Source organism: Streptomyces sp. NPDC002088 (genome assembly GCF_040296605.1).
GTDB lineage: Bacteria > Actinomycetota > Actinomycetes > Streptomycetales > Streptomycetaceae > Streptomyces.
In genome coordinates this window covers 338,692-363,013 of the sequence record NZ_JBEOXO010000002.1, presented here as the reverse complement: position 1 = coordinate 363,013, position 24,322 = coordinate 338,692, and the positions used below count along the sequence as shown (strand labels likewise).

The window sequence follows — 24,322 nt, the reverse complement described above, 5'->3', positions numbered from 1 at the left end:
ACGCCGTACGGTACGAGGTGATCAACGCCCGCTACGACGCGCACCTCTGATGACGCGGTACGCGGCGGCCCGGACGGCGGCCTTCACCGGCAGGTCGATGACACTGCCGCGATGGCGACGCGGGTTGCAGTCGCGGTGCCGAAGGATTGCGGTGATCCTGTCAGGAGAGCGTGGCCGGCTTCGCACGGGCAGTGTGCGTCGGTGACCGCGCTGTACAGGAAGGCTGTGGCCATGACAGCGATGCCGAACAGGACACGGCAAGGGCCCGGGGGGCCCGACAGCAGCGAACTGATCGACGGCGCGTCCTTGTTCGCCGGGTCCGCGTTGATGCTCAGCGGGCCGCTCAGCATCCTTATGGGCGCATCCGCCATCGCAACGGACAGCTTGTTCCGCGCGTCCCGGTACGCCTACCGGTTCGATCTGACCGCTTGGGGCTGGATTCACCTTGTGGTCGGAGTGGTGCTCGTCGTTGCCGGCCTGGGAGTTCTGACCAACAAGAGCTGGGGTCGCGGGGCCGGCATAGCGGTGGCAGGGATCAGCCTGATCACCCAGTTCATGTTCGTTCCGTACTATCCGGCGTGGTCCATCCTCGTGATGACACTCGACCTCCTGATCATGTTTGCGCTGACGAGGTTCCACATCGGAACCAACGGCGGTCGTTGAATCCGGACGGGACCACCCCCTGGCCTCACTTGCCGGGTTCTGGGCCGTACCACTCGAGTGCCTGGCCGGTGAGGGCGGTTCGGGGCGCGGCGTGGGGCTTCCGATCGGAGCCGGGTGCCCGGCAGTGGGCCTCGCCGTCCGTGGACCGGTCGAGGCCCGCATGCGGATCGGGCCGTGGCCGGCTCAGATGCCTCGGTGCGTGATGTGTCCGCCGGTCACCGTGAGGGCCACCGACGCTTCGGTGATCTCGTCGGCGGGTGCTTCGACAAGGTCGAGGCTCAGGGCGGTGAGGTCGGCGCGGAACCCCGCGGTGATACGTCCGGCGACGGTGGCCTCGCCGGCAGCGAGAGCGGCGTGGGTGGTGCAGCCCTCCAGGGCCTGGGCGCCGGTGAGTCCGGCGCGGGCGGAGGCCGCTCCGCGGGGTGTGCGGGCGGTCGCCAGGACGGTGCGGGCGTCGTAGTGGGCGATGGGCCAGTCCGAGCCGAGGGCGACGATCGCGCCGGCGTCCCGGAGGTCGCGCAGGCGCCAGGCACGGGAGGCGCGTTCCTCGCCCAGACGCAGGGACCACTCGTCGGAACCGTCGGCCTGGGTGTACTCGGTGTGCGGGGGCTGCATGGAGGCGATGACGCCGAGGCGGGCGATGCGTTCCAGCGTGTCGTCGGGCGCCGATTCGACGTGCTCCACGCGGTGCGCGAGGCGACCGCCGGGCCCCAGTGAGGCGACGGTGTCGAGGACGTGGCGTACGGCCGCGTCGCCGATCGCGTGGGTGGCCGTACGCACCCCGGCACGGTGCAGGTGACGTACGGCATCGCTGTACGCGGCCGGGTCGGGCCAGAACGCGTCGGTGCCCTGGCCGTGGCAGTCCGGGTGCTCCAGCCAGGCCGTGCCGCCCTCGACCGTGCCGTCCATGAAGAACTTCACCCCGCTCACCCGCCAGTGCCGCCCCCCGCGGCCCTGCAGGGCGACGAGTTCCTCCAGCGCCCGCTCGTCGGCGCCGGGCATGCACCAGGGATGGAAGCCGAGCCGCAGCGGGAGGACGGTCTCCTGCGCCACCGCCTCGATCAGGTCCAGGTCGCCGAGGTCCATGACATGGGCACCGGTCAGCCCGGTCGCCGCCATCGAGGACAGCAACTCGGCCAGCCGGGCCCGGCGTCCGGCGTACGACGGCTTGGGCAGGACGGCGACGACCAGGTCCATCGCGGCGTGCTCGACCAGGTGTCCGGTGAGCCGTCCGTCGGCGTCGGTGGCGAGGTGCGAGCGCTGGGCGAAGGTCCGGGGACCGGTGATGTCCGCGGCCTTGAGCGCCGGCTCGGTGACGAGGGCCGAGTGGCCGTCGTACAGACGAAGGAAGGCCGGTGCCTCCTCCAGTACGTCCTCGATCAGGGCGCGGTCGACGGGCCGGCCGCCGAAGACGTTGTGGTCCAGGCCGAAGCCGAGGACCCAGCCGTCCGTCCGCTCCGCCGTGGCGAGCGCCGCCCGCAGCCCGTCGAGGTCGCGGACCGTGCTCAGGTCCAGCCCGATGGCCAGGTCCAGGCCCCACACCGGGTGGCTGTGGCTGTCGACCAGGCCGGGCGTCAGCCAGGCCCCGGCCAGGTCGACGACCTCGGTGCCGGGTCCTCGCCAGTCGCGTACGTCGCTCTCGTCGCCGACCGCGGCGATCAGCCCGTCGCGTACGGCGACCGCGCGGGCGTACGGGCGTCGCGGGTCGAGGGTGCGGACGTGGGCGCCGGTGATGACGAGGTCGGCGGTGGGCATGAGGTGGGCCTCTCCTTTGCTGGGGGTGCTCGTCTTTACGGGTGGAGGTTGCTCAACGGCTGTTCGGCGTCCGCTCGTTCGGCGTCTGCCTGTTTTGTGTCCGCCTGTTCGGTGTCCGAGGCGAAGGCCGCGTAGACCTCCGGCCGGGCCCGGCGCAGCTGCCGCGCGAGTGCGAGGCCGGCCAGGAAGGTGGCGGGGACGATCGCCGCGAGCAAGGTGTTGACCGTCGTGGACGCGCCGGTGAACAGGTCGAGGTGCGTGATCACCAGGACGATGGCGGTGGCGAGGAGCGCGGCCGCGACGACGGGAGCGACGACCGTGCGCCAGACGCCCTCGCCATGGCTGACGCGCCGGAAGTAGCAGGGCACGGCGAGGGCCGCCAGCAGCTGAAGCGCCAGCAGGCCGAGCATGCCGGGGGTGTTGACCCACAGCAGCAGCTGCCCGTACGGGTCCGCGCCGGCCGCCCAGAACCCGAGGACGACCACCGCGCCGAGGACGGTCTGGGCGATGCCGACGACGTAGGGGGAGTTGTGGCGGGGGTGGACGCGGGACAGCGCCTTGGGCAGGATCCCCTCCTCGGAGAGGGCCAGGCCGTAGCGGTTGATGGCGTTGTGGAAGGCCAGCAGGGAGGCGAGGACGCTGGTGACGATCAGGACGTGCATCAGGTCGGCCGCCCAGGGTCCGACGTACGTCGTGACGGCGGCGAAGAACAGCCCCACGGGGTCGTTGCCGGCCGCCTCGACGACGTGCGCGTCGCCGAAGGCCTGGATGGCGATCCACACGATGAACGCGTAGAACAGGCCGAGGAATCCGACCGCGAGGTAGGTGGCACGCGGCACCGTGCGGGCGGGGTCGCGGGCCTCGCGGCGGTAGATGACGGTCGACTCGAAGCCGGTGAACGCGGCGAAGGCGAACGCCAGCACCGCCGCCATGCCGGGCACCAGGACGTTTCCGGGGGCGAAGGAGGCCAGGGACAGGCCGTCCGCGCCGCCCTTGACGAGGACGCCGCCGGCGAGCAGCACGAGGATGCCGGTCTCGGCGGCCAGCAGCACGCCGAGCACCTTGGCGCCGAAGTCGATCGACCGGTAGCCGCCGTAGCCGATGAGCAGCAGGCCCGCGAGGGAGACGGGCAGCCAGGGGATGTCGGCGCCGAACAGGGCGTGCACGGTGTCCTGGGTGGCGGTGCCGAGGAGGCCGTAGACGCCGATCTCCATGCCGTTGTAGCCGATCAGCGCGAGCAGCGCGGCGCCGATGCCGGCCGGGCGGCCGAGGCCGCCAGTGACGTACGCGTAGAAGGCGCCGCTGCTGCTGATGTGGCGGGTCATGGTGGTGAAGCCGACGGCGAAGACGGCGAGGGTGAGGCCGGCCAGGAGGTAGCCGACGGGTGCGCCGATGCCTCCGAGCAGGATCGCGAGCGGGGCGACGCCGGCCATCACGGTGAGCGGGGCGGCGGCGGAGACGACGAAGAAGGTGATGTCGGCGGTGCCGAGCGAGCCGGAGCGCAGGGAAGGGGCGGGGGCCGCGGTACCCCCGGTGGAACCGGACGCTGTGGAGTGGGTGGTGGGCATGGGAAAGCCCTTCTGGAAGGGGGCGGGAGGGGCGACCGGGCGGGAGGGGTGCCCCCGGACCCGTAAACCTAAAGGCTTTCGGTTTCGGCAATGTAGCCTTCACGTCAGCATCTGGAAAGACCCCTCAAGACCTCCGGCGAAACCCTCAAGGGGGACCACACGTCATGGGACGGCCGCGCACGCCCCTGCTCGACCGGGAGCGGATCACCGCCACCGCACTCGAACTCATCGACGCGCAGGGAGAGTTCAGCGTCCCGCAGATCGCGCGCCGGCTCGGGGTGCAGACCGGCTCGGTGTATCACCATGTGGATGGACGGGACGGCATCGTCGAACTGGTCCGCGAGCGGATCACCGAGGGTATCGACGCCGCCGCCCTGGACCTCAGGCCCTGGGGCGCGGCCCTGGCGGCCTGGGCCCGCTCCTACCGAGCCGCTTTCGCCGCCCACCCGCGGGTCATCCCGCTGCTGATGACCTCACCCGTACGGGCCCCGCGCGTCCTCGAGCAGTACGAGCGTGCCGTCATCCTGCTTCTCGACGCGGGCTTCCCCCTGCCGGACGTCATGCCGGTCGTCATCGCCTTGGAGAACCTGGTCCTCGGCTCCGCCCTGGATCTCGCCGCCCCCGAGGCCATGTGGGAGATCGCCGACGACGCGGCAACCCCTCGCCTGGCCGAAGCCCTCGGCGCGATCGGCGCCCATCGCGCCGACCGCGCCTTCGACCTGGCTCTGGAGGGGTTCCTCGCGCACGCCCGACGTGGGCTGGAGACGCACGCGTCGGCCCGGAGCGATTCCCGGCCGTGACCTGCGCCGTCGACTGAATGAGCGATGACGAACGGGAACCGGGACGGGGCGTGCCTGGCCGGTCGCTCCGCGACGGTCGGTCGTCAGGCGGGGGTGTCCGACGGCGTGACCTCGCTGCGGAGGCTGCGCGTAGCACCACGAACCGAGGCTTGCTCCAGGGCCGGCCGGGGTGTGACCGCGGACTGCTGCATTGGCATCACGGACGTCACCGGGGCGGGGGAATGCAGCGCCGACCGGCGAGCGGGACATCCCGGATAAGTGTGACTATCGCACCACGGTGACATGGCGACTCCGGGCCGTCACCGCATCCGGTAGGAGGACCAATTGATGAACCTCACCCTGAGGCGCCTGCTCGGCGTGACCGCGGCGGTGGCCACGGGCGCCACGGCGCTGCTCGGCACCGGCGCCGGCACCGCCGCCGCCGCAGGCAGGGCACACTGCGACCGCGCCGAACGGGCCATTTGGATAGGCGACCCCAGCCGCAACATGACCGCCCACCGCTGCAGCCTGCCGGACAGCAAGCGCCGCTGGTACACCGTCGAGATCGACACCCTCGTAGAGTCCCACTACAAAACGGAGTATCTGAACGGACGCGTCGACCGGACCGAGACCCTGCACAACAGAACCATCAGGTGCCTGGGCTACACGTCGGAGAAGGGCACGGTGAACTGGTTCGGCTGCGTACCCCGCTGACCCACCCGCCGAGGGATCCCGAGTCGTCGCCCCTGCCCCTCAGCCTGTCGGATCTCCTTCAAGAGGCAGCGAGGCAGGCGTGTGGCGCCGGGTTCGGCTCCTGGGGATGCTGCCGTGGGGCCGGTGAAGCGGTCAGCTGACCGGCAGGTCCTGGAGCCGGCGGGTATCCCGCCCGACCGCTTCGCTCACGTCACCACCCCGGCCGGCATTACCTTCACCATCCCGCGCGGCTGGTCGGCGGTGGACGTCAGCCCCGCCCACCAGCCGGGCGCGGACCAGCAGGCCGACGACCAGCCGGAAACGGCGTCGGGACCAACGGTGAGGACCATGATCGTAACGGTGGTGTCGATGCCGGAGGTGACCGTCACCCGTACGGACGTGTCTGAAGCACGTGAGCGGCTCGCCACGGCCCGCTTTCTGCTCGTCGACGTCGAGCTGCCAGAAGAAGCGCCGGCGGATGGAGAGCCTGTGGCCCGTCAGCTCGGCCTGGAGGCTGACGACCTGGCCTGGCTCGGCAGGAAGGACGAGCCCGCGCGCGTCGATTTCCTGGGGGACAGGGCCGGCTTCGTCGTGCCCGTGGTCCATGACGACCGGATCGCTCACATCCACGCGCTGGTGACCGAGCAGTTCCTGGTCACCGTTCACCATGGCCAGGCGGGCCTGGCGTCGAGCATCTCCGCGCAACTGCGGCACGAGAGGCCTCCCGACGTCGTGGCCATGCTCTTCCTGCTGCTCCAGGAGGCGTTGGCGACCTTCCACCGGGCCGCCGTGCAGGACCTGCTGCTGGTGGAGGAACTCGAGGACGACATGTTCCAGGAACGGCGCCCCGAGCAGGTCTACCGCCTGGCACAGCTGCGACGGCGCGCCGCCCTCCTGCACCACTCGCTGCTTCCCTACCTCCAGGCGGTGGACGAGGTCTTCACCCGCCGGATGATGAACCGCAGCTTCCCGGAGGAGCGGCAACAACTCGCCCGGGAGTTCCAGCACGCGGCGAGGCTGGTCCTTGCGAATATCGAGTCCCTCCAGGATGCCGCCCGTCGTGCTTTCGCCAGCTACTCCTCCCTCGCCGCGGGCGAGCAGAACGGCGTGATCAACCGGCTGGCCATCGTGTCGACGATCTTTCTGCCGCTGACGTTCCTGACCGGATTCTTCGGTATGAACTTCGCCTACCTGACCGACGAGCTGGAGAGCAAGGTCGTCTTCTGGCTGCTCGCCGTGGGGCTTCAGGTGGCCGCCCTGTTCGTGGCCTTCTACGTGCTGCACCGCACCCGCATCTGGCGGCGACTGCGGGACGAGGACTAGGACTGTCCGGCCGATCATGTGCTGATCCGAGCGATGCCGAGTGGGAACGTGCGATCATTTGCGGCCGGTTCAGGCGCTGACCTGAGCGGTGGTGTGTACGCAGTGACCGCTCCCGCATGGCTCGTCCTCGACCGGGTGTCCTCTGACACATCTGTACGGTGAACTCAGGCGTCCAGATGGCTCATTCGTTCGAGTCGAACCCCTCGAACGAGGTACACGCAGTCAATTCTGCGATGCGTGATCAAAAACCTCAGGCGCGCCGCGATTGCCGCCGCCCTCCTCCTCGTGCCCTTCGTGGCACCCGCCCAGGCCCACGCGCAGGACCGTTCCGCCGAGGCGTACACGCTCCCGATGACGGCGGCGGTGTACTACCTGCCGCTGGCGGCAGAGGTGCGCGACGGCTACGCGCGCACGAGCTTCAAGCACTGGAACGCGGGCAAGATCCCCACCGACGGCTGCAACACCCGGATGGAGGTGTTGCTCTCCGAGGCGGTCGACGCACCCGCAGTCCTCCCGGGCTGCAAGCTTTCGGGAGGACGTTGGTGGTCGTACTACGACGCGAAGTGGCTCACCTCGGCCTCCGCCCTGGACGTCGACCACATGGTGCCCCTCGCCGAGGCCTGGGACTCCGGGGCGTCGCAATGGACCGCCGAGCGGCGTGAGGCGTACGCCAACGACCTCGACGCGCAGACCTCCCTCGTCGCCGTCTCGGCGGCCTCGAACCGCAGCAAGGCCGATCAGGACCCGGCCGAGTGGCTGCCGCCGGCCGTCGATGTCACCTGCCGGTACGCCTCTGAGTGGATCGCGACCAAGCTCCGCTGGGGCCTCACTGTCGACGCCGTCGAGTCCGAAGCACTCACCCAACTCGCGGACGCCTGCCCCGGAACCACCGTGACCTACGAACCCGCCCCATAGAACCGTGGCCCCGACCCGAACAACTGGGCGGGGCCACCGAATGAACCTCCAGGAAGGGCCTTTGAGGTCTGGCCTCATCCTTGTCAGGTCGATCACGGGGAGTCGGGGACGTCGGTCAACCGGCGGGTGTGTGGTTCGCACCCGTTGCCGCGGGGGTGGCCGGATAGGGGTCCCGGGACCACTGGGTCCCGGGACGCCGAATGGCTCCGCACCCACCCCCCTCACAACCTTCTGATCCGTAGCTCAATGTGGAGCGGTCGCGAGCGGTCATACCGGCCGCGCTACGGCCCCGGAGAGACACTGCCGGACGGGATCGGTTGCTGCGGTTGCTGTACTTCGCTGCTGTACCCAGCGCCTGGGCCTGAGGGCGGGGCGCCGCCGCCTGGACGGCGCCCCGTCGGGCGTCAGCCGACGTGCAGGGTCAAGGCGGCGGTGTGGAGCTTGCCGCCGGTCTGGAACTGCAGGAACAGCCGCCAGTTGCCCGAGGTGGGCAGCTCGGCGTGGAAGGCCAGGTCCGGGCCGCCGTTGTCGCCGGTGACCTTGGTGGTCGGGTGGAGATGGGCGAACGCCTGGTCGCCCTCGTGGAAGGCGGTCAGGTGGGCGTAGGTGTCCAGGTAGGGCTGCAGGTCGGTGACCGGCTTGCCGTCCTTTGACACGGTGACGGTCAGTGGGTGGGCCATACCGGCCATCGGCTCGCCCTTGACGGTGACGGTGTATCCGTCGACCTCAGCGGTGGTGGCTGCCGCGGGCAGCGGGGTCTTCGTGGCGTTCCCGGGGACGGTGACGGTGCGGCTGAGGACAAAGTCCTTGCCCTTCCCTGCCCCGCTGTCGGGGGTGAAGCTGGCGAACGTGCGCCAAGAGCCGGGGGCCAGGGAGGCCAGGTCGGCCGTCCAGGTGCCGTCCGAGGCCATCGTGGGGTGGATGTGCTGGAAGCCGGTCAGGTCGGAGCGGATGGCGTAGAAGTGCATCCGCTTGGTCTGGTCGAGGGCGAAGCCGGTGACCGGCTTGCCGTCCGGGCCGGTGACCGTGAACCGGTACGCGGCCTGCTCGCCGGACGGCAGGGTCGCGTCCTTCGAGGTGAGGCGGTAGCCGTCCTGAGTGTCGGACAGCCCGTTGCCGTCAGCCGCGTGGTCCATGCCCGGCATGTCGCCCATCGAGGGCGACGCGCTCTGCGACGACGACGCGGAGGGCATGGTGCCGTGGTCCATGCCGGGCATGGACGAGGAGCCGCCGGAGGAGCCGCAGGCGGCCAAAGTCAGCGCGAGAGCGGCTGCCGTACCGGCCACGGCGACAGCGCGGCGGTGCACGGTGAAACGAGACGAAGCGAACATCGAATGGTGGTCTTCCGGGTGGGCGCACCACACCGGTGGCGCGCGGAAACGAACAGGACACGGGGCCGAACCGGCCGTTGCCGAAGTTCGGCATCGTGTCTGTCACGTCCGCGCGATGCACACCTGGAGCAGGAGATCTCGTCCGCCGGACGGCGGCCCCCGCCGCCCCATCCGGCCGGCAGCCGCCCGAAGTTCGGCTGGCATCCAGACGGCCAGCACCGCGACGGCGGCCATGGCGATCAGGCCGGGCGCCGGCAGGGGGACCCGCTTGGACGCCGGCGTCGACACGCACAGCACCCCGGACATCCCCGGAGCATCCACGTGACGCACGCTCAAGCCCGGCTGATGCGCGTCCGGCGCATGGGCCATGGTCGCTGCGGCGACGTCATGGCCGTCGGGCATCGGCGAGGACATCGCCGGCATCGCCCCGTGGCAGCCCCCAGCGGCGGTTACCGGAGCGCCATGCATGAGGAACAGGCCGAACAGGACCGCGCACACCGCCAGCAGCCGGGCCACGCCCCGGTTGCCTGCCTGTCCGCTACCCACAGCCGTTCCCCTTCCTTGCTCGCTGTCCGCGTACCGCCCTACTCGCACAATACCCGGGCAGGGTATTGCTCGCCCGGTCTCCTTCGCATCCCAGGCCCCGCCCGGACTGTTGGTCAGGGCGCGATGCGTACTCAGACGACCCGAACGGGCTCCCGGACTTCGCAGATGCCTCGGACTCCTCGCGCTGTTGCAGCGAGCATCCCGGTTGCCCGAGGGCTTCCGCTTCTACGATCTTGGCAGCGCTGATCTATCAGCACTCCGACGACGAGCGACAGGAAGAGGTCGCCGCCGGTCTCGACGTAACCGTCCGGAAGGCTCGGGCGGCGGCCACCGAGAAGGCGCCCGACAAGCGTTCTGGCACGGATCTGGCACGCGACAACTGATCACGGCGGACAGCAAAAAGGCCCGGGTTCTCTGACCTGGGCCTTAGTCGTGGAGCGGGTGACGAGAATCGAACTCGCGCTCTCAGCTTGGGAAGCTGATGTTCTACCATTAAACTACACCCGCGTAAGACGCCGGTCGGAACCGGTGTCGGAACGCTCCGTCACTCTACCTCATCCCAGACCCCGGGCGTTGAAGCCTGCGGGTCTGAGTGCGTTTCAGGGGAGGGATCGGGCTGCGGGGGGCCGGAGTTGGGGCGTACGGTGGGGGATCGGAAGAGGACTGGAAGAGGGTCGGGCGGGGTCGGGGTGCCGCCTGGAGGGCCGTCCCGTTCGTCCCGTAATGTGGCTTTCGTTGTCCGGCGAGCAGCAGCCGGACGCGGCTCTTTGGGGAAGGGACTCTAGGACTTGATGGAGCGCACCGTCGTCCGTTGTGCCGATGGGCACGTGTTCAGCACCGCTTCGTTCCCGATGCAGCAGGCCGAGCGGCTCGGTCCCGGACGGCTTGTCCGGTGCCCTCGCTGTGCCCGGCTTCGCAGTGTCGTGCCGGTGACCCTCGAGAAGCGGTAGCCGACAAGCGGTAGCCGACAAGCGGTACCAGCCCGGCGCGCGGAGTCGTCCGATTGTGGTCGCTCCGCGCGCCTTGCGTATCCTCGGGACGTGCTTCTCTCAGACAAGGACATCCGGGCCGAGATCGACGCCGGACGGGTACGGATCGAGCCCTACGACGAATCCATGGTGCAGCCGTCCAGCATCGACGTGCGCCTCGATCGTTTCTTCCGGGTGTTCGAGAACCACCGGTACCCCCACATCGACCCCTCCGTCGAGCAGGCGGACCTGACGCGCCTTGTGGAGCCCGAGGGGGACGAGCCGTTCATTCTGCATCCCGGGGAGTTCGTGCTCGCCAGCACGTACGAGGTCATCACGCTTCCCGGCGATCTCGCGTCCCGGCTCGAGGGGAAGAGCTCGCTCGGGCGGCTCGGGCTCGTCACGCACTCCACCGCCGGGTTCATCGACCCCGGGTTCTCCGGGCATGTGACGCTCGAGCTCTCCAATCTCGCGACCCTGCCCATCAAGCTGTGGCCGGGGATGAAGATCGGGCAGCTGTGCATGTTCCGCCTCAGCTCGCCGGCCGAGTCCCCGTACGGCAGTGAGCGGTACGGGTCCCGGTACCAGGGGCAGCGCGGACCGACGGCCTCCCGGTCCTTCCTCAACTTCCACAGGACGCAGGTATGAGCGCCGCAGACGTACGGGAGAACCTCACCTACGAGCGGTTCGGCGTCGCCATCCGCGAGCTCGCGCAGACCATCGCCGACGACGGGTACGAGCCCGACATAGTGCTCTCCATCGCGCGCGGCGGCGTCTTCGTCGCCGGTGGGCTCGCCTATGCCCTCGACTGCAAGAACCTTCATCTGGTCAATGTCGAGTTCTACACCGGGGTGGGGACCACCCTCGAGATGCCCGTCATGCTCGCCCCCGTCCCCAATGCCATCGACTTCAGCGACAAGAAGGTGCTCATCACCGACGACGTCGCCGACACCGGCAAGACGCTGAAGCTCGTGCGCGACTTCTGCCTCGACACCGTCGCAGAGGTGCGCTCCGCGGTGATCTATGAGAAGTCCCACTCCCTCGTGAAGTGCGAGTACGTGTGGAAGCGGACCGACGACTGGATCAACTTCCCGTGGAGTGTCTTGCCTCCAGTACATAAGTCGGGAGAGGCGCCCAAGGAGAACAAGGAAGCGGTCTGACCTGCACGTTCTGCGTAGACGGCGAAGGCCCCCGATCCATCTGGACCGTGGGCCTTCGTGCTGGAGGCGCTAACCGGATTTGAACCTGTGGCCTCATCCTTATCAGGTCGATCACGAACGCCGTGCTCACCGCGTGGATCTCCACGTTCGTAGGCCCGAACTCCGTGTCGAAGTCATTGCGGTCCTCACCCAACCGCGCTGCGATTCTGCGCGCTCGGTCAATGTGCTCATGGGTCCACCCCCGGTGACCTTCCCTCGCATTGATCACAGCGAGAACCAAGTTCATGGCACCCAGTAGCGACAACTCTTCCGGAGGACATGAGGGAACCTCCGCCCTGGGCGCCATGACGGCCGCAGCGGACTTCGCTGCCTGCTCCGCCTGTTCCATGTGTTGCTGCCGCATGAAGGCGTGCGCCATGCGGAACAGGCTCGCCACGACCTCCAATGGTTGGCCCGCGAGCTCGGCTGCTTGAAGCGCTCGGTCCGCCGCAACCCATGCCGCGTCGGCCTGGTCCTGTCGGGTGAAGCTCGCGGCTGCCACCTGGTATGCCTTGGCGCGCAGGGCGTGAAGTTCCGAGCGATCGCCGGCAGGGGCGTGACGTACTGCGGTCTCGATGCTTGGAAGCAACCAGACAAGGTGATCGCTCAGCGCGTCGTAGCTCGATGCGTGCGCGAGGGACCATGCCTCGTCCACGCGCTGGCGAAAGTCGGCAAGCGAGGGGACTGGTTCCGCGGGCGCCTGGTCGAAGAGGCTACCCAGGGCTGGGTGCCCGGTAAGGGAGTGGCTGCGCACGCGTGCCTACCCGGGCAAGGAGGACGACGACCGGGTCGCCGTGGCCAAGATCGCCGCCGCTGGCGGTCCGGGTGTGAAGGCCGCGGCGAGCGCGGCACTCGACGGCACCGGGGACGACGTGGCGCACTTCCTGGAGGTCGGGCAGTACGAGGCGCGGGAGGACGACGATCGCGTCGCGGTCAGCGAGGCCCTCGCCACCGGCGGCCCGGAGGTCCAGGCCGCGGCGCAGGCCGTGCTGTCGGGCCCGCCGACCGGACTGCGTTCCTTCCTGGAGATCGGCCTGTACAAGGCGCGGCAGCGGGACGCCAACTCCGCCGCCCACATCGCCGAGGTCAGCACCCTGCTCCAGGCCGCCTACAAGTCGGCGGCCCTCGCGCAGAAGGATGCCGCTGAGGCGCAGAAGGTCGCCGCGGAGGCTCGTAAGAACGCCGCCGAGGCCACCAAGTGGGCCAACAAGGCGAAGGCGTCCTCCGACCAGGCGAACACGTACGCCGAGCAGGCCGACAAGTCGGCCGACCAAGCCGCGGACTCCGCCGCCGAGGCGGCTGCGTCGGCCAAGACGGCCAGGAACGCGGCCGCGTCGGCCCAGCAGTCCGCCCAGTCGGCCGCCCGCTCGGCGCAGTCCGCCCAGCACTCCGCCGGAGTCGCAAGGGGGTACGCCGCGCAGGCGGACCAGTCTGCCTACGAGGCGAAGTTGTCGGAGCTGGCGGCGGGGAAGGACGCCGCCGCGGCCGCCCAGGCCTACGCCGACGCGCTGACGATCACCGCCGAGAAGCTCGTCACGGAACTGAAGGAGCAGATCGAGAAGGAACTCCAGGAGGCCAGCAAGCCGATCTCGGACCAGGAGCTGCGCGAGGCGCTGGAGAAGCGGCTGGTCACGTACCGTCACGCGAACTGGGGCGACATCAAACCGGGTGAGACGCTTCTGGTCTGCGGCTCCGACGGAGCCGGCGGCATGGGCTGTATCACCAGCACGTACCTGGACCGCCTCATCGCCTGGTACGTCGGCGCGGATGAGATCGAGAAGTGCATCACCAAGCCGGACGTCTCGTGCTTCGAGGGCCTCGCGATGTCGGCCCTGCACCTCAAGCTGAAGGGGGTGAAGGCGCCCTGCGTGAAGAGCCTGAGCGGCATGGCGACGATGTCCCTGTCCGCGTTCGCGTCGTCCGCCGAGTGCAAGCTGTGGAAGAACCTCGAACCCGACGACAAGCCCATCCCGCTGGAGAAGGTGCCGCTCGAGAAGCTGGACGACCTGCACGAGGCGACCGGACGGTTCGTGTACGTGGTTCTGCCGGGCGGTGAGCTGCGGGTCACCCGGCTCGGCAGCATCTACGGGCACATCGACCTCGCGCAGGGAGAGCAGGTCATCGCCGCCGGTGAGCTGAAGCTCTACCAGGGCAACATCAAGTCCATCGACAACAGGTCGGGTCACTACCAGCCGAAGGGACCGGAGGCACGGGCCGCCGCCGAGCAGGCCTTCCGTGACGCCGGTTTCGAAGTCGGCGAGAAGAGCTACAAGGAACGGTGGTAACGGATGCCTCGATCGGAGTCGCAACGGATGTACGAACTGCTCGTCGACGGATTCCACCAGGTGTCCGGGATCCTCGACCAGCGGAAGTCGACACTCGTTGCGGACCCGGTGCTGGCGGAGCTGGCCGCCCGGGTGGCCGCGGCACCGGATCCGGAGTCGGACGAAGTGAAGCGGGCCCTCCTGTACGCCCTCGACTCCCGGGAACTGTCCGGGGCCGCCGAGATCGTCCAGTACTTCGCTCACCGGTTCCGGTGGGCCTGGCTGCGCGGTGAGGTGGAACGGCGCTATCTCGACTGCCTCACGCAGGTCAACCGCAGGCTCATCCGGCACTACGAGAGGATGCTGGAGGCATTCTCCTCGGACTGGGAGGACAGGGACCTGTTCCCGAGCCTGGACCACTGAGCACAGGACAGGGCCCCGCCGGATCACTTGGATTCGGCGGGGCCCTCTCAGGTCAAGTACTTCATGGACAACTTCTCGCAGGCTCTGACATCGCCGGAGAAGACGTTCGACTGGAAGATCTGTGGCACCCAGGCCAAGGGCTTCGCCAAAAAGGTCAACGGCAAGATGGTGGTGATATTCGTGGCGAAGGAAGGGCCCTACCAGGGCAAGATCCTGAGCTCGATGGTGCCCGGCGCCAAGAACATGACGAAGTGGGGCCTCTGGTGAGCTCGCTCAAGGAGGCCATCAGCTGGAGCGGTCCCGCAGTCGTCGTTCTCTTCACGCTCGGGCGAGTCGAATCCTCCTTGCAGGAGGGCGAGTTCGACCTGCCCGGCACGCGTCCGGACGAGGTCGAGCTCTTCGGGATCTCCTCTGAGCCCTGGGAGAGACAAGCGGTCGTCTGGGAGTACGACCTCACCTTCGAGGACGGACACCTGGACGACCAGGATTTCCCTGCCTATCTGCGGGAGTGCCTGCGGAAAGCGTCTGTACACGCGGAGGGAATCGCGTGGTTGACGTTCGAGGGAGCCTTTCATTTCGACCACCTCTTCACGGACGACATCGCGGACCAGATCTACGGTTACTGCGTGGCAGGGGACGAGCCTGTGGTCACCTGGGATCACGAGATCATGAAGAGTGATCGATGGAAGCGTGAGATCAGGCAGGTGCGATCGGTTCTGGACCGCTCTTTCCCGGGGTAGCCGACTTCCCGGGATGAGTGAGTGAGAACAGAGAAGGGCTCCCGGCCGAGGCCGGGAGCCCTTCGTCGTCGTAGCGCGAAAAAACCTAGAAAGTGCCCAGCTTCACGATCGACAGCAGAGCGATCAGCTGGATCGCCGAGGCGCCCAGCGCCTTCGGCCAGGGCAGGTCGTGGGAGGCCTTGACCATGAGGGTCAGGAGGGCGCCGGCCGCCACCCACGTCGCCCAGCCCAGCAGCTGTACGAACGACGCGTCGCCGCCGAAGAACATCGCGACGACCAGACGCGGGGCGTCCGTGAGGGACATGATCAGCATGGAGAGGCCGACCGTCGGCTGCCACGCGCCGTCGCCGCCGAGCTGGCGGGCCAGGGTGTGGGTGACCACGCCCAGGATGAAGGAGCTCAGCACCAGCGCCACGGCCGTCGTCAGGACGATCGGGATCGCGTTGGAGAGTGTGGCGTTGATGGCGTCCTCGCGGGCGCCGTCGAAGCCGAAGACCGCGAGCAGGCCGTAGAGGAAGGTGACGACGAGGGCGGGGACCCACATCGTGTAGTCGCGCATCCGGAGGAAGGTCTGGTTGGGGGCGGTCACGATGCCCCGCAGCAGCTCCTTCCAGTGCAGCGGCGGGCCGATCGGGGCCGACGGGGCCGTCGAGCCCGCGTGGTAGGTGTCGCCCTGGTTGTACGCGGGCTGGTTGTCGATCGAGAACGCCTGGGTGTGGCCCGGGTTGTTCGCCGCGTACGGGTCGTGCGGGGTGCCCGGGCCGGGGGCGTACGGGTCGTCGCTCCCGAAGTACTCCGGTTCGCCGCCGCCCGGGCCGCCGTTCGCCTGCGGCCACTGGGAGCCGCCACCGCCTCCGCCACCGTACGGCGGCTGCTGGCCGCCCCGGTACTGCGGCCGCTGCTGCGGGTACGGCTGCTGCGCCGGCGGGTAGCCGTACGACGGCCCCGAGGGCCGCGCCGACTGTCCCTGGGGCGCCTGCTGCCCGTACGGGGGGTGTTGCGGTCGCGCTTGCGGGGCGCGGTCGTCCCGGCCGCCGCGTCCGATCCTGAATCCAGCCACGCCTTCGAACGTACCTGGTCCCGGAGAGTGACGTGCGGGGTCGGGCCTTCCGGAACCGGCTTTGCTGCCGAGCTGTGACATCCCTTAAGGGAGGCAGGCGCATCCCTTAAGGGAGAGGTCAGGGCCTCAGTCAAGCGAGTTGTCAGGGCCTCAGTCCGCGAAGTTCGCGCCGAAGAACGGTGTGCCCGTCGTCGAGACGCCCGCGTCGGCCGGCCAGATGCTGCGCGCGCCGGTCGCGGTGATCTTCGTGCCGTTGGACGGGAGGTAGGTGATGGAGCCGTCGCCGCTGTTCTCGCCCGAGCCCGCGATCAGGTCGGCCTTGCCGTCGCCGGTGACGTCGTCGAGCTTGACGTCGAGGCCGAAGTTGTCGTTCTTCTCGTCGTTGCCGGGGACGCTCGGGTCGTTCTGGCCGAAGGCCTGGGCGCCGGTGATGGTGTCCAGGCCGTTCGCGGAGCCGTAGAGGACGGTGAGCATGCCGGTGTGGGCGACGCCGTTGAGGGTCTCGCCGGGGGCGCCGATCACCAGGTCCAGGTAGCTGTCGCCGTTGATGTCGCCGAGGTCCAGCTCGTAGCCGAAGCCGTCGGCCGTCTCCGAGGAGCCGGGGACGCCCGCGGTGTCCTGGGTGATGCCGGTGGCCGAGCCCGGGCCGCTCGCCGTGCCGTAGGTGACCCACACCTTGCCGCCCTTGGCGGAGTCGGGGATGGTCGTGCCGTCGTCTGTCGTGGAGTCCCACTCCGCGCCGCTGACGATGTCACCGTAGCCGTCGGCGTCGATGTCACCGATCGCGGTGATCACGCCGGGCTTGAGCGCCTTGGCGGAGGCCACGCTCAGGCCGCTGGCCGAGCCGGGTATCCAGTAGTTGCGGTTCCAGCCGTACTGCGTGCTCGTCTCGTAGCCGTCGACCACCAGGTCGGTACGGCCGTCGCCGTTGACGTCGCCGGCGGTCAGGTTGAGCGCGCCGATGCCCTCGCCGGAGTAGACCGGAGGCTTGATCGTGTAGCGGCCGCCCGGCGTGCCGGACGTGGTGAAACCGCCCTTGTAGACGTAGATGGTGGAGTTGTTGCTGCCGACGGCCAGGTCGGCCTTGCCATCGCCGTCGAAGTCGCCGGCGGCGAGGAAGCGGCCCCAGTTGTCGTGGCCGCTCTGCGCCGGGTCGGGGATCGCGATGCCCTTGCCGGTGATGCCGGACGCCGAGCCCCACAGGATGGATACGGAGCCGCCGTCGACGTCGTTGCCGACGTCCTCGCCCGGGCTGCTGACCGCGAGGTCGTCGTAGCCGTCGTGGTTGAAGTCGGCGTACGCCGTGTCGGAGCCGAACGCGTCGCCCGCCTCCACACCACCCGGGGTGCCCGAGGTGTCCTGGCTGATGGTGGAGCGCTTGGCGGCGGTCACGCCGGTGCTGGTGCCGTACAGGACGACCAGCTGGCCGGCGCCCTTCTTGCCCTTCACGTAGGCCTCGGAGGCGGAGAAGGCGACATCGGCCTTGCCGTCGTTGTTGAAGTCGGCGAAGGGGACGGCCGTGGAGTCCGCGGCGGTCGCCGCCGTGGACGCGAAGCTGAGCAGACCGCCCGTCAGCGCGGCCGCGGTGGCCGTCGCGAGGGCGATGCGCAAGTGCTTGTGCATGCGGGTTCTCCTGCGGCATGCGGGGGATGCCCGGTGGCATCCGTGGGCGATGAGGTACGGACCGTCCCTGTTTGCCGGAGCTTGTCTCTCCGTTTACCGGGCGGTCTGTGATCAGGAGACCTGCGGTGAGGGGTGAGGGTTGTACGAGGGGACGGTGCTTGTTCGAGTTCTCGCCGACTGCACCTCGACTTCGGGTTCGTGTTCGGGGAAAGCCGACACCCCCGTGACCGGCCTGGTCACGGGGGTGTCGGCTGTGTCGGCTGGGCCGAAGGGGCTACTTCACCGGTTCCGGCTCCGGCTCGCTCTCGACCTCCGTCTCGCCCGCCGGGTCCACCGGCGTCTTGACGGATTCGAGCAGCAGCTGGGCGACGTCCACCACCTGGATGGACTCCTTGGCCTTGCCCTCGTTCTTCTTGCCGTTGACCGAGTCGGTCAGCATGACCAGGCAGAACGGGCAGGCGGTGGAGACGATGTCCGGGTTCAGCGACAGCGCCTCATCGACACGCTCGTTGTTGATGCGCTTGCCGATCCGCTCCTCCATCCACATCCGCGCGCCACCGGCGCCGCAGCAGAAGCCGCGCTCCTTGTGGCGGTGCATCTCCTCGTTCCGCAGACCCGGGACGTTGGCGATGATCTCGCGCGGAGGCGTGTAGATCTTGTTGTGGCGGCCCAGGTAGCAGGGGTCGTGGTAGGTGATGATCCCCTCGACCGGCGTGACCGGGACCAGCTTGCCCTCGTCCACCAGGTGCTGGAGCAGCTGGGTGTGGTGGATGACCTCGTAGTCGCCGCCGAGCTGCGGGTACTCGTTGCCGATCGTGTTGAGGCAGTGCGGGCAGGTCGCGACGATCTTCTTCGCCGACTTGGGCTTCCGCGACTCCTCGGTGACGTTGCCCTCGTCGTCCGTCTCCTCGCCGAACGCCATGTTCAGCGCGGCCACGTTCTCCATGCCGAGCTCCTGGAACAGGGGCTCGTTGCCGAGACGGCGGGCGGAGTCACCGGTGCACTTCTCGTCGCCGCCCATGATCGCGAACTTGACGCCCGCGATGTGGAGCAGCTCGGCGAAGGCCTTGGTGGTCTTCTTGGCGCGGTCCTCGAGGGCGCCGGCGCAGCCGACCCAGTACAGGTACTCGACCTCGGTCAGGTCCTCGATGTCCTTGCCGACGACCGGCACCTCGAAGTCGAGTTCCTTCGTCCACTCCAGGCGCTGCTTCTTGGCCAGGCCCCAGGGGTTGCCCTTCTTCTCCAGGTTCTTGAGCATCGTGCCCGCCTCGGACGGGAACGCGGACTCGATCATGACCTGGTAGCGACGCATGTCGACGATGTGGTCGACGTGCTCGATGTCCACCGGGCACTGCTCGACGCAGGCGCCGCAGGTGGTGCAGGACCACAGGACGTCGGGGTCGATGACGCCGTTCTCCTCGGCGGTGCCGATGAGCGGGCGCTCGGCCTCGGCCAGCGCGGCGGCCGGGACGTCCTTGAGGGCCTCGGCCGAGGCCTTCTCCTCGCCCTCCATCGTCTTGCCGCCGCCGGCCAGCAGGTAGGGGGCCTTGGCGTGCGCGTGGTCGCGCAGCGACATGATGAGGAGCTTCGGCGACAGCGGCTTGCCCGTGTTCCAGGCGGGGCACTGCGACTGGCAACGCCCGCACTCGGTGCAGGTGGAGAAGTCCAGCAGGCCCTTCCAGGAGAACTGCTCGACCTGGGAGACACCGAAGACGTCGTCGTCGCCCGGGTCGGTGAAGTCGATCGGCTTGCCGCCGGAGGTCATCGGGAGCAGCGCGCCGAGCGAGGTCTCACCGTTCGCGTTCCGCTTGAACCAGATGTTCGGGAAGGCCAGGAAGCGGTGCCAGGCCACACCCATGTCGGTCTTCAGGGCGACCGTGATCATCCAGATGAAGGAGGTCGCGATCTTCAGGCCCGCGAAGAAGTAGGTGAGGTTCTGGAGCGTGGAGACGTCCAGGCCCTCCAGCCACGACACCACCGGGTACGAGATGAAGAACGAGGCCTCGTAGCCGTCCACGTGGTGCTGGGCGGCCTCCAGCGCGTGCAGCATGAAGATGCAGACGCCGACGATGAGGATGACGGCTTCGACGAAGTACGCCTGGCCGAAGTTGGAGCCGGCGAAGCGGGACTTGCGGCCCGGCTTGTTCGGCTTGCTCAGCTGGCGGATCACGATCAGCGTCAGGATGCCGAGCACGGTCATCGTGCCGATGAACTCGACGAAGACGTTGTACGGCGCCCAGTCGCCGATGACCGGCAGGATCCAGTTGGCCTGGAACAGCTGGCCGATGGCGTTGACGATCGTCAGCAGCAGCGAGAAGAAGCCCACCGCCACGAACCAGTGCGCGACACCGACGATGCCCCAGCGGTTCATCCGGGTGTGGCCGAGGAACTCCCTGGCCACGGTGACGGTGCGCTGGACGGGCTCGTCGGTGCGGGTGCCCGCGGGCACGTTCTGGCCGAGCCGCATGAAGTTGTAGATCTGCAGGAGGGCGCGGCCGAACAGGGCCACGCCGACCACGATCAGAACCAGCGACACGATGATCGCGGCGAGTTGCATTTCGGGGCTCCTCGGGCCTGCGAGGGTTTTCTCGAGCGAAATTACTAAGCGGTAACTTATGCAGTTCGTCTGAGACTACCCGCATCCTCCGCCGCACTGTAGTCAGCCGCTCGGTGATCTGCGTCGCTGAGGGTTGCCTCACGATCCGGTCGCACGATCCGCTCCCGGATCTCGTCCCGGATCCGATCGTGTTATTCATACCAAATTGATACATTTACCCCTAATTTATATCCGTGCTCTACGGGATCGCCGCCGCCACCGCAGCCCTGCTCCTCGCCGCCGTGCTCGCGGCGCTGCTCCGAACGCCTGCCCGCCGGCTCGGGATCCTCGACCGACGGCGGCAGCGGCCGGTGCCGCTGCTGGGAGGAGCGGCCGTCGTGCTCGCCACCTGTGCCGTCGCCGCCGCGGGCGACTGGACGGGGGTCGCCCGGCTGGGGAGCTGGGTCAGGGAGCTGCTTGTCGCGGGTGTCGCGGTCGCCGCGCTCGGGCTGGTCGGCGACGTGTGGCGGCTGAAGGCGCGGTTCCTGGTCGTCGGTACGGCCGTGGCGGCGGCCTGTGTCGTTCCGTACCGGGAGACGGGGGTGCCCGGCGGGCTGCTGGCCGTGGGGTGGATCGTGTGGGTGGCGGTCGCCTTCAAGGGGCTCGACCACGCCGACGGGCTCGCGGGCACCGTAGGGGTCGTCACCGCCTTCGGGGTGGGCGCCTGTGCCGCCGCCGAGGTCATGGACGGGCTCGCGGTGCTGCTCAGCGTGCTGGCCGCCGCGCTGACCGGGTTCCTCATGCACAACTGGCATCCCGCGCGGGTGGGTCTCGGGGCGTGCGGGTCGCTGTTCACGGGCTTCGTGCTCGCCTCGGCCGCCGTGCTCACCCGGACCGGGTACGCGCTCGCCCCCAGCGCGGGCGTGCTGTTCGCGCTCACCGCGGTCGCGAGCGCCGACGCCGTCCTCGTGGTCCTGGCGCGGCGGATCGCCGGGCGGCCGCTGCTGCGTCGCGGGCCCGACCATCTCGGCCACCGGCTGCGGCGGCTCGGGCTCACTCCGCAGGGGGCGACCGTGGTGCTCGGCGCGGGCGCCTTCTCGGCGGTGCTCGTCGGGGTGCTGGTGCACGCCGGGTGGATCGGTGCGAGCGCCGTGCTGTGGGTGGCGGGGGTGGCGCTGGTCGTCGTACTCGGGTTGCTGCGGCTTCCTCCGCCCAGTCCGCGGCGGGCTGTGCCGGGTGCGCGGCGGACCGCATCGGCGCAGGTCAGCGCCCAGTTGCGTGTAAGGAACGGATAAGAGTTGAGTCGGTAAGGCTCAGCTCTGTTGACCGGGCGGGGGCCTTCGTGCACACTTGAGTCCGTTCCACTCAAGTCAGCTGGAGGAAATCACCATGGCACGTGCGGTCGGCATCGACCTGGGCACGACTAACTCCGTCGTCAGCGTTCTGGAGGGCGGCGAGCCCACCGTCATCACCAACGCCGAGGGTGCCAGGACCACGCCGTCCGTCGTCGCCTTCGCGAAGAACGGTGAGGTGCTCGTCGGCGAGGTCGCCAAGCGCCAGGCGGTCACGAACGTGGACCGGACCATCCGCTCCGTGAAGCGTCACATGGGCACGGACTGGAAGATCGAGCTCGATGGCAAGGTCTTCAACCCGCAGCAGATGTCCGCGTTCATCCTGCAGAAGCTGAAGCGCGACGCCGAGGCCTACCTGGGCGAGAAGGTGACCGACGCGGTCATCACCGTCCCGGCGTACTTCAACGACTCCGAGCGTCAGGCGACGAAGGAAGCCGGTGAGATCGCCGGTCTCAACGTCCTTCGTATCGTCAACGAGCCCACCGCGGCCGCGCTCGCGTACGGCCTCGACAAGGACGACCAGACGATCCTCGTCTTCGACCTCGGTGGCGGCACCTTCGACGTGTCCCTGCTGGAGATCGGCGACGGCGTCGTCGAGGTGAAGGCCACCAACGGTGACAACCACCTCGGTGGTGACGACTGGGACCAGCGTGTCGTCGACTACCTGGTGCAGCAGTTCAAGGCCGGCCACGGCGTGGACCTCGCCAAGGACAAGATGGCCCTGCAGCGCCTCCGCGAGGCCGCTGAGAAGGCGAAGATCGAGCTGTCCTCGTCCACCGAGACCTCGATCAACCTGCCCTACATCACGGCGTCCGCCGAGGGCCCGCTGCACCTGGACGAGAAGCTCACGCGCGCCCAGTTCCAGCAGCTCACCGCTGACCTGCTGGAGCGCTGCAAGACGCCGTTCCACAACGTCATCAAGGACGCCGGCATCCAGCTCGGCGAGATCGACCACGTCGTTCTCGTCGGTGGCTCCACCCGTATGCCCGCCGTCGCCGAGCTCGTCAAGGAGCTGACCGGTGGCAACGAGGCCAACAAGGGTGTGAACCCGGACGAGGTCGTCGCCATCGGCGCCGCGCTCCAGGCCGGTGTCCTCAAGGGTGAGGTCAAGGACGTCCTGCTCCTCGACGTGACCCCGCTGTCCCTCGGTATCGAGACCAAGGGCGGCATCATGACGAAGCTCATCGAGCGGAACACGACGATCCCGACCAAGCGGTCCGAGATCTTCACCACCGCCGAGGACAACCAGCCGTCCGTGCAGATCCAGGTCTACCAGGGCGAGCGCGAGATCGCGGCGTACAACAAGAAGCTCGGAATGTTCGAGCTGACCGGTCTGCCGCCGGCCCCGCGTGGTGTCCCGCAGATCGAGGTCGCCTTCGACATCGACGCCAACGGCATCATGCACGTCACGGCCAAGGACCTCGGCACCGGCAAGGAGCAGAAGATGACCGTCACCGGCGGCTCCTCGCTGCCGAAGGACGAGGTCAACCGGATGCGCGAAGAGGCCGAGAAGTACGCGGAGGAGGACCACGCCCGCCGCGAGGCCGCCGAGGCCCGCAACCAGGGCGAGCAGCTCGTCTACCAGACCGAGAAGTTCCTCAAGGACAACGAGGACAAGGTCCCGGGCGAGATCAAGACCGAGGTCGAGGCGTCGGTCGAGGAGCTGAAGACCGCGCTCAAGGGCGAGGACACCGCCGAGATCCGTACGGCGACCGAGAAGGTCGCGGCCGTCTCGCAGAAGCTGGGCCAGGCCATGTACGCCGACGCCCAGGCCGCGCAGGGTGCCGCCGCCGGCGGTCCGGAGGGCGCTGCCCCGGGTGGTGCCGCGGCCGCTGACGACGACGTCGTGGACGCCGAGATCGTGGACGACGAGCGCAAGGACGGTGCCGCGTGACGGAGGAGACCCCGGGCTTCGAGGAGAAGCCCGACGTCCCCTCCGGCGCCACCCCTGACGACGCCGAGCCGAAGGCCGCCACCCCCTCCGCGGAGGAGGCGGCGGCCCCGGCCGGGGACGCGAACCAGACAGCGGGTCTGGTGGCCCAGCTGGACCAGGTGCGTACGGCGCTCGGCGAGCGCACGGCGGACCTCCAGCGGCTCCAGGCCGAGTACCAGAACTACCGCCGCCGGGTCGAGCGCGACCGGATCGCGGTCAAGGAGATCGCCATCGCGAGCCTCCTGACCGAGCTCCTGCCCGTGCTCGACGACGTCGGCCGCGCGCGGGAACACGGCGAACTGCTCGGCGGATTCAAGTCCGTCGGGGAGTCGCTGGAGACCGTGGCGGCGAAGATGGGTCTGCAGCAGTTCGGCAAGGAGGGCGAGCCCTTCGACCCGACGATCCACGAAGCCCTGATGCACAGTTACGCGCCGGACGTCACCGAGACGACCTGCGTGGCGATTCTGCAGCCCGGGTACCGGATCGGCGAGCGCACCATCCGCCCCGCGCGGGTGGCGGTGGCCGAACCCCAGCCGGGGGCGCAGACCGTCAAGGCCGACGAGTCGGCCGAGGCGGCTGACGACAAGGAGAGCGGTGGCCCGGACGAGGGCTGACGTTGCCATACGTAGTGCGATACGGATGAGGAAGGAG

At 68.9% G+C, this 24,322-nt stretch carries 21 protein-coding genes, 1 tRNA gene and 1 pseudogene; 15 read left to right on the top strand and 8 right to left on the bottom strand.

Annotated elements, in window-relative coordinates:
* The first annotated feature begins 201 nt into the window (after window positions 1-201).
* Entirely contained in the window at window positions 202-663 is a 462-nt protein-coding gene (locus ABT114_RS05360) for a DUF7144 family membrane protein (protein WP_351138834.1), read from the top strand.
* 183 nt (window positions 664-846) lie between these two features.
* Here ABT114_RS05360 and ABT114_RS05355 read toward each other — a convergent pair whose 3' ends face one another.
* Both ABT114_RS05355 and ABT114_RS05350 read right to left on the bottom strand, forming a co-directional pair.
* The gene (locus tag ABT114_RS05355) at window positions 847-2,418 is read right to left on the bottom strand and encodes an amidohydrolase (protein WP_351138831.1); all 1,572 of its coding nucleotides are present in this window, start codon (window positions 2,416-2,418) and stop codon (window positions 847-849) included.
* A 35-nt stretch (window positions 2,419-2,453) separates the two neighbouring features.
* Entirely contained in the window at window positions 2,454-3,986 is a 1,533-nt protein-coding gene (locus ABT114_RS05350; RefSeq protein ID WP_351138830.1) for an APC family permease, read from the bottom strand.
* 164 nt (window positions 3,987-4,150) lie between these two features.
* On the opposite strand from ABT114_RS05350, the gene ABT114_RS05345 reads away from it, so the two are divergent.
* The 4 genes from ABT114_RS05345 to ABT114_RS05330 all read left to right on the top strand — a co-directional run bounded on the left by ABT114_RS05345 (window position 4,151) and on the right by ABT114_RS05330 (window position 7,696).
* Window positions 4,151-4,786 carry a TetR/AcrR family transcriptional regulator gene (locus ABT114_RS05345; protein WP_351138829.1) on the top strand — a complete coding sequence of 212 codons (636 nt, stop codon included), beginning with the start codon at window positions 4,151-4,153 and terminating at the stop codon, window positions 4,784-4,786.
* A 327-nt stretch (window positions 4,787-5,113) separates the two neighbouring features.
* Window positions 5,114-5,479 (top strand): hypothetical protein, encoded by a 366-nt coding sequence (locus ABT114_RS05340; protein WP_351138828.1) that lies wholly within the window; start codon window positions 5,114-5,116, stop codon window positions 5,477-5,479.
* A gap of 123 nt (window positions 5,480-5,602) precedes the next feature.
* The gene (locus ABT114_RS05335; protein WP_351138826.1) at window positions 5,603-6,781 is read left to right on the top strand and encodes a magnesium transporter CorA family protein; all 1,179 of its coding nucleotides are present in this window, start codon (window positions 5,603-5,605) and stop codon (window positions 6,779-6,781) included.
* Window positions 6,782-7,018: 237 nt separating this feature from the next.
* Window positions 7,019-7,696, top strand: coding sequence for an HNH endonuclease family protein (locus ABT114_RS05330; RefSeq protein ID WP_351138824.1), 678 nt, complete (start codon window positions 7,019-7,021; stop codon window positions 7,694-7,696).
* A gap of 404 nt (window positions 7,697-8,100) precedes the next feature.
* Here ABT114_RS05330 and ABT114_RS05325 read toward each other — a convergent pair whose 3' ends face one another.
* Both ABT114_RS05325 and ABT114_RS05320 read right to left on the bottom strand, forming a co-directional pair.
* Window positions 8,101-9,027: a DUF8832 domain-containing protein gene (locus ABT114_RS05325; RefSeq protein ID WP_351138822.1), complete on the bottom strand. Its 927-nt coding sequence runs from the start codon at window positions 9,025-9,027 to the stop codon at window positions 8,101-8,103.
* A gap of 102 nt (window positions 9,028-9,129) precedes the next feature.
* Window positions 9,130-9,543 carry a hypothetical protein gene (locus tag ABT114_RS05320; RefSeq protein ID WP_351138820.1) on the bottom strand — a complete coding sequence of 138 codons (414 nt, stop codon included), beginning with the start codon at window positions 9,541-9,543 and terminating at the stop codon, window positions 9,130-9,132.
* 242 nt (window positions 9,544-9,785) lie between these two features.
* Here ABT114_RS05320 and ABT114_RS05315 point away from each other — a divergent pair.
* A pseudogene (locus ABT114_RS05315) lies at window positions 9,786-9,956 on the top strand (tyrosine-type recombinase/integrase); the annotation flags it as partial.
* A 50-nt stretch (window positions 9,957-10,006) separates the two neighbouring features.
* Here ABT114_RS05315 and ABT114_RS05310 read toward each other — a convergent pair.
* A tRNA-Gly gene (locus tag ABT114_RS05310) sits at window positions 10,007-10,080 on the bottom strand.
* A gap of 533 nt (window positions 10,081-10,613) precedes the next feature.
* Here ABT114_RS05310 and dcd point away from each other — a divergent pair.
* The 6 genes from dcd to ABT114_RS05280 all read left to right on the top strand — a co-directional run bounded on the left by dcd (window position 10,614) and on the right by ABT114_RS05280 (window position 15,167).
* Complete coding sequence (gene dcd, locus ABT114_RS05305) at window positions 10,614-11,189, top strand: dCTP deaminase (protein WP_351138818.1); 576 nt, start codon at window positions 10,614-10,616, stop codon at window positions 11,187-11,189.
* Window positions 11,186-11,701: a phosphoribosyltransferase gene (locus ABT114_RS05300; protein ID WP_351138816.1), complete on the top strand. Its 516-nt coding sequence runs from the start codon at window positions 11,186-11,188 to the stop codon at window positions 11,699-11,701. The genes dcd and ABT114_RS05300 overlap by 4 nt, the downstream gene beginning before the upstream one ends.
* Before the next feature lie 833 nt (window positions 11,702-12,534).
* Entirely contained in the window at window positions 12,535-14,025 is a 1,491-nt protein-coding gene (locus ABT114_RS05295) for an ALF repeat-containing protein (protein WP_351138814.1), read from the top strand.
* A gap of 3 nt (window positions 14,026-14,028) precedes the next feature.
* Window positions 14,029-14,427 carry a hypothetical protein gene (locus ABT114_RS05290; RefSeq protein ID WP_351138812.1) on the top strand — a complete coding sequence of 133 codons (399 nt, stop codon included), beginning with the start codon at window positions 14,029-14,031 and terminating at the stop codon, window positions 14,425-14,427.
* Window positions 14,428-14,490: 63 nt separating this feature from the next.
* Window positions 14,491-14,694, top strand: coding sequence for a hypothetical protein (locus ABT114_RS05285; RefSeq protein WP_351138810.1), 204 nt, complete (start codon window positions 14,491-14,493; stop codon window positions 14,692-14,694).
* Window positions 14,691-15,167: a hypothetical protein gene (locus ABT114_RS05280; RefSeq protein WP_351138807.1), complete on the top strand. Its 477-nt coding sequence runs from the start codon at window positions 14,691-14,693 to the stop codon at window positions 15,165-15,167. The genes ABT114_RS05285 and ABT114_RS05280 overlap by 4 nt, the downstream gene beginning before the upstream one ends.
* Window positions 15,168-15,252: 85 nt before the next feature.
* Here ABT114_RS05280 and ABT114_RS05275 read toward each other — a convergent pair whose 3' ends face one another.
* From ABT114_RS05275 to ABT114_RS05265, 3 genes are all read right to left on the bottom strand, one after another.
* A complete protein-coding gene (locus ABT114_RS05275) occupies window positions 15,253-16,308 on the bottom strand; it encodes a Yip1 family protein (RefSeq protein ID WP_351138804.1) in 1,056 nt (351 codons plus the stop codon).
* 69 nt (window positions 16,309-16,377) lie between these two features.
* Complete coding sequence (locus tag ABT114_RS05270) at window positions 16,378-17,850, bottom strand: FG-GAP-like repeat-containing protein (RefSeq protein ID WP_351138802.1); 1,473 nt, start codon at window positions 17,848-17,850, stop codon at window positions 16,378-16,380.
* 274 nt (window positions 17,851-18,124) lie between these two features.
* The gene (locus tag ABT114_RS05265; protein ID WP_351138799.1) at window positions 18,125-20,407 is read right to left on the bottom strand and encodes a (Fe-S)-binding protein; all 2,283 of its coding nucleotides are present in this window, start codon (window positions 20,405-20,407) and stop codon (window positions 18,125-18,127) included.
* A gap of 233 nt (window positions 20,408-20,640) precedes the next feature.
* Between ABT114_RS05265 and ABT114_RS05260 the strand changes: the two genes are divergently transcribed.
* The 3 genes from ABT114_RS05260 to grpE all read left to right on the top strand — a co-directional run bounded on the left by ABT114_RS05260 (window position 20,641) and on the right by grpE (window position 24,285).
* Window positions 20,641-21,681 (top strand): MraY family glycosyltransferase, encoded by a 1,041-nt coding sequence (locus tag ABT114_RS05260; protein WP_351138797.1) that lies wholly within the window; start codon window positions 20,641-20,643, stop codon window positions 21,679-21,681.
* A gap of 94 nt (window positions 21,682-21,775) precedes the next feature.
* A complete protein-coding gene (dnaK, locus tag ABT114_RS05255) occupies window positions 21,776-23,632 on the top strand; it encodes a molecular chaperone DnaK (protein ID WP_351138795.1) in 1,857 nt (618 codons plus the stop codon).
* Window positions 23,629-24,285 carry a nucleotide exchange factor GrpE gene (gene grpE, locus ABT114_RS05250; RefSeq protein WP_351138793.1) on the top strand — a complete coding sequence of 219 codons (657 nt, stop codon included), beginning with the start codon at window positions 23,629-23,631 and terminating at the stop codon, window positions 24,283-24,285. Before dnaK ends, grpE begins: the two co-directional genes overlap by 4 nt.
* Window positions 24,286-24,322 lie beyond the last annotated feature (37 nt).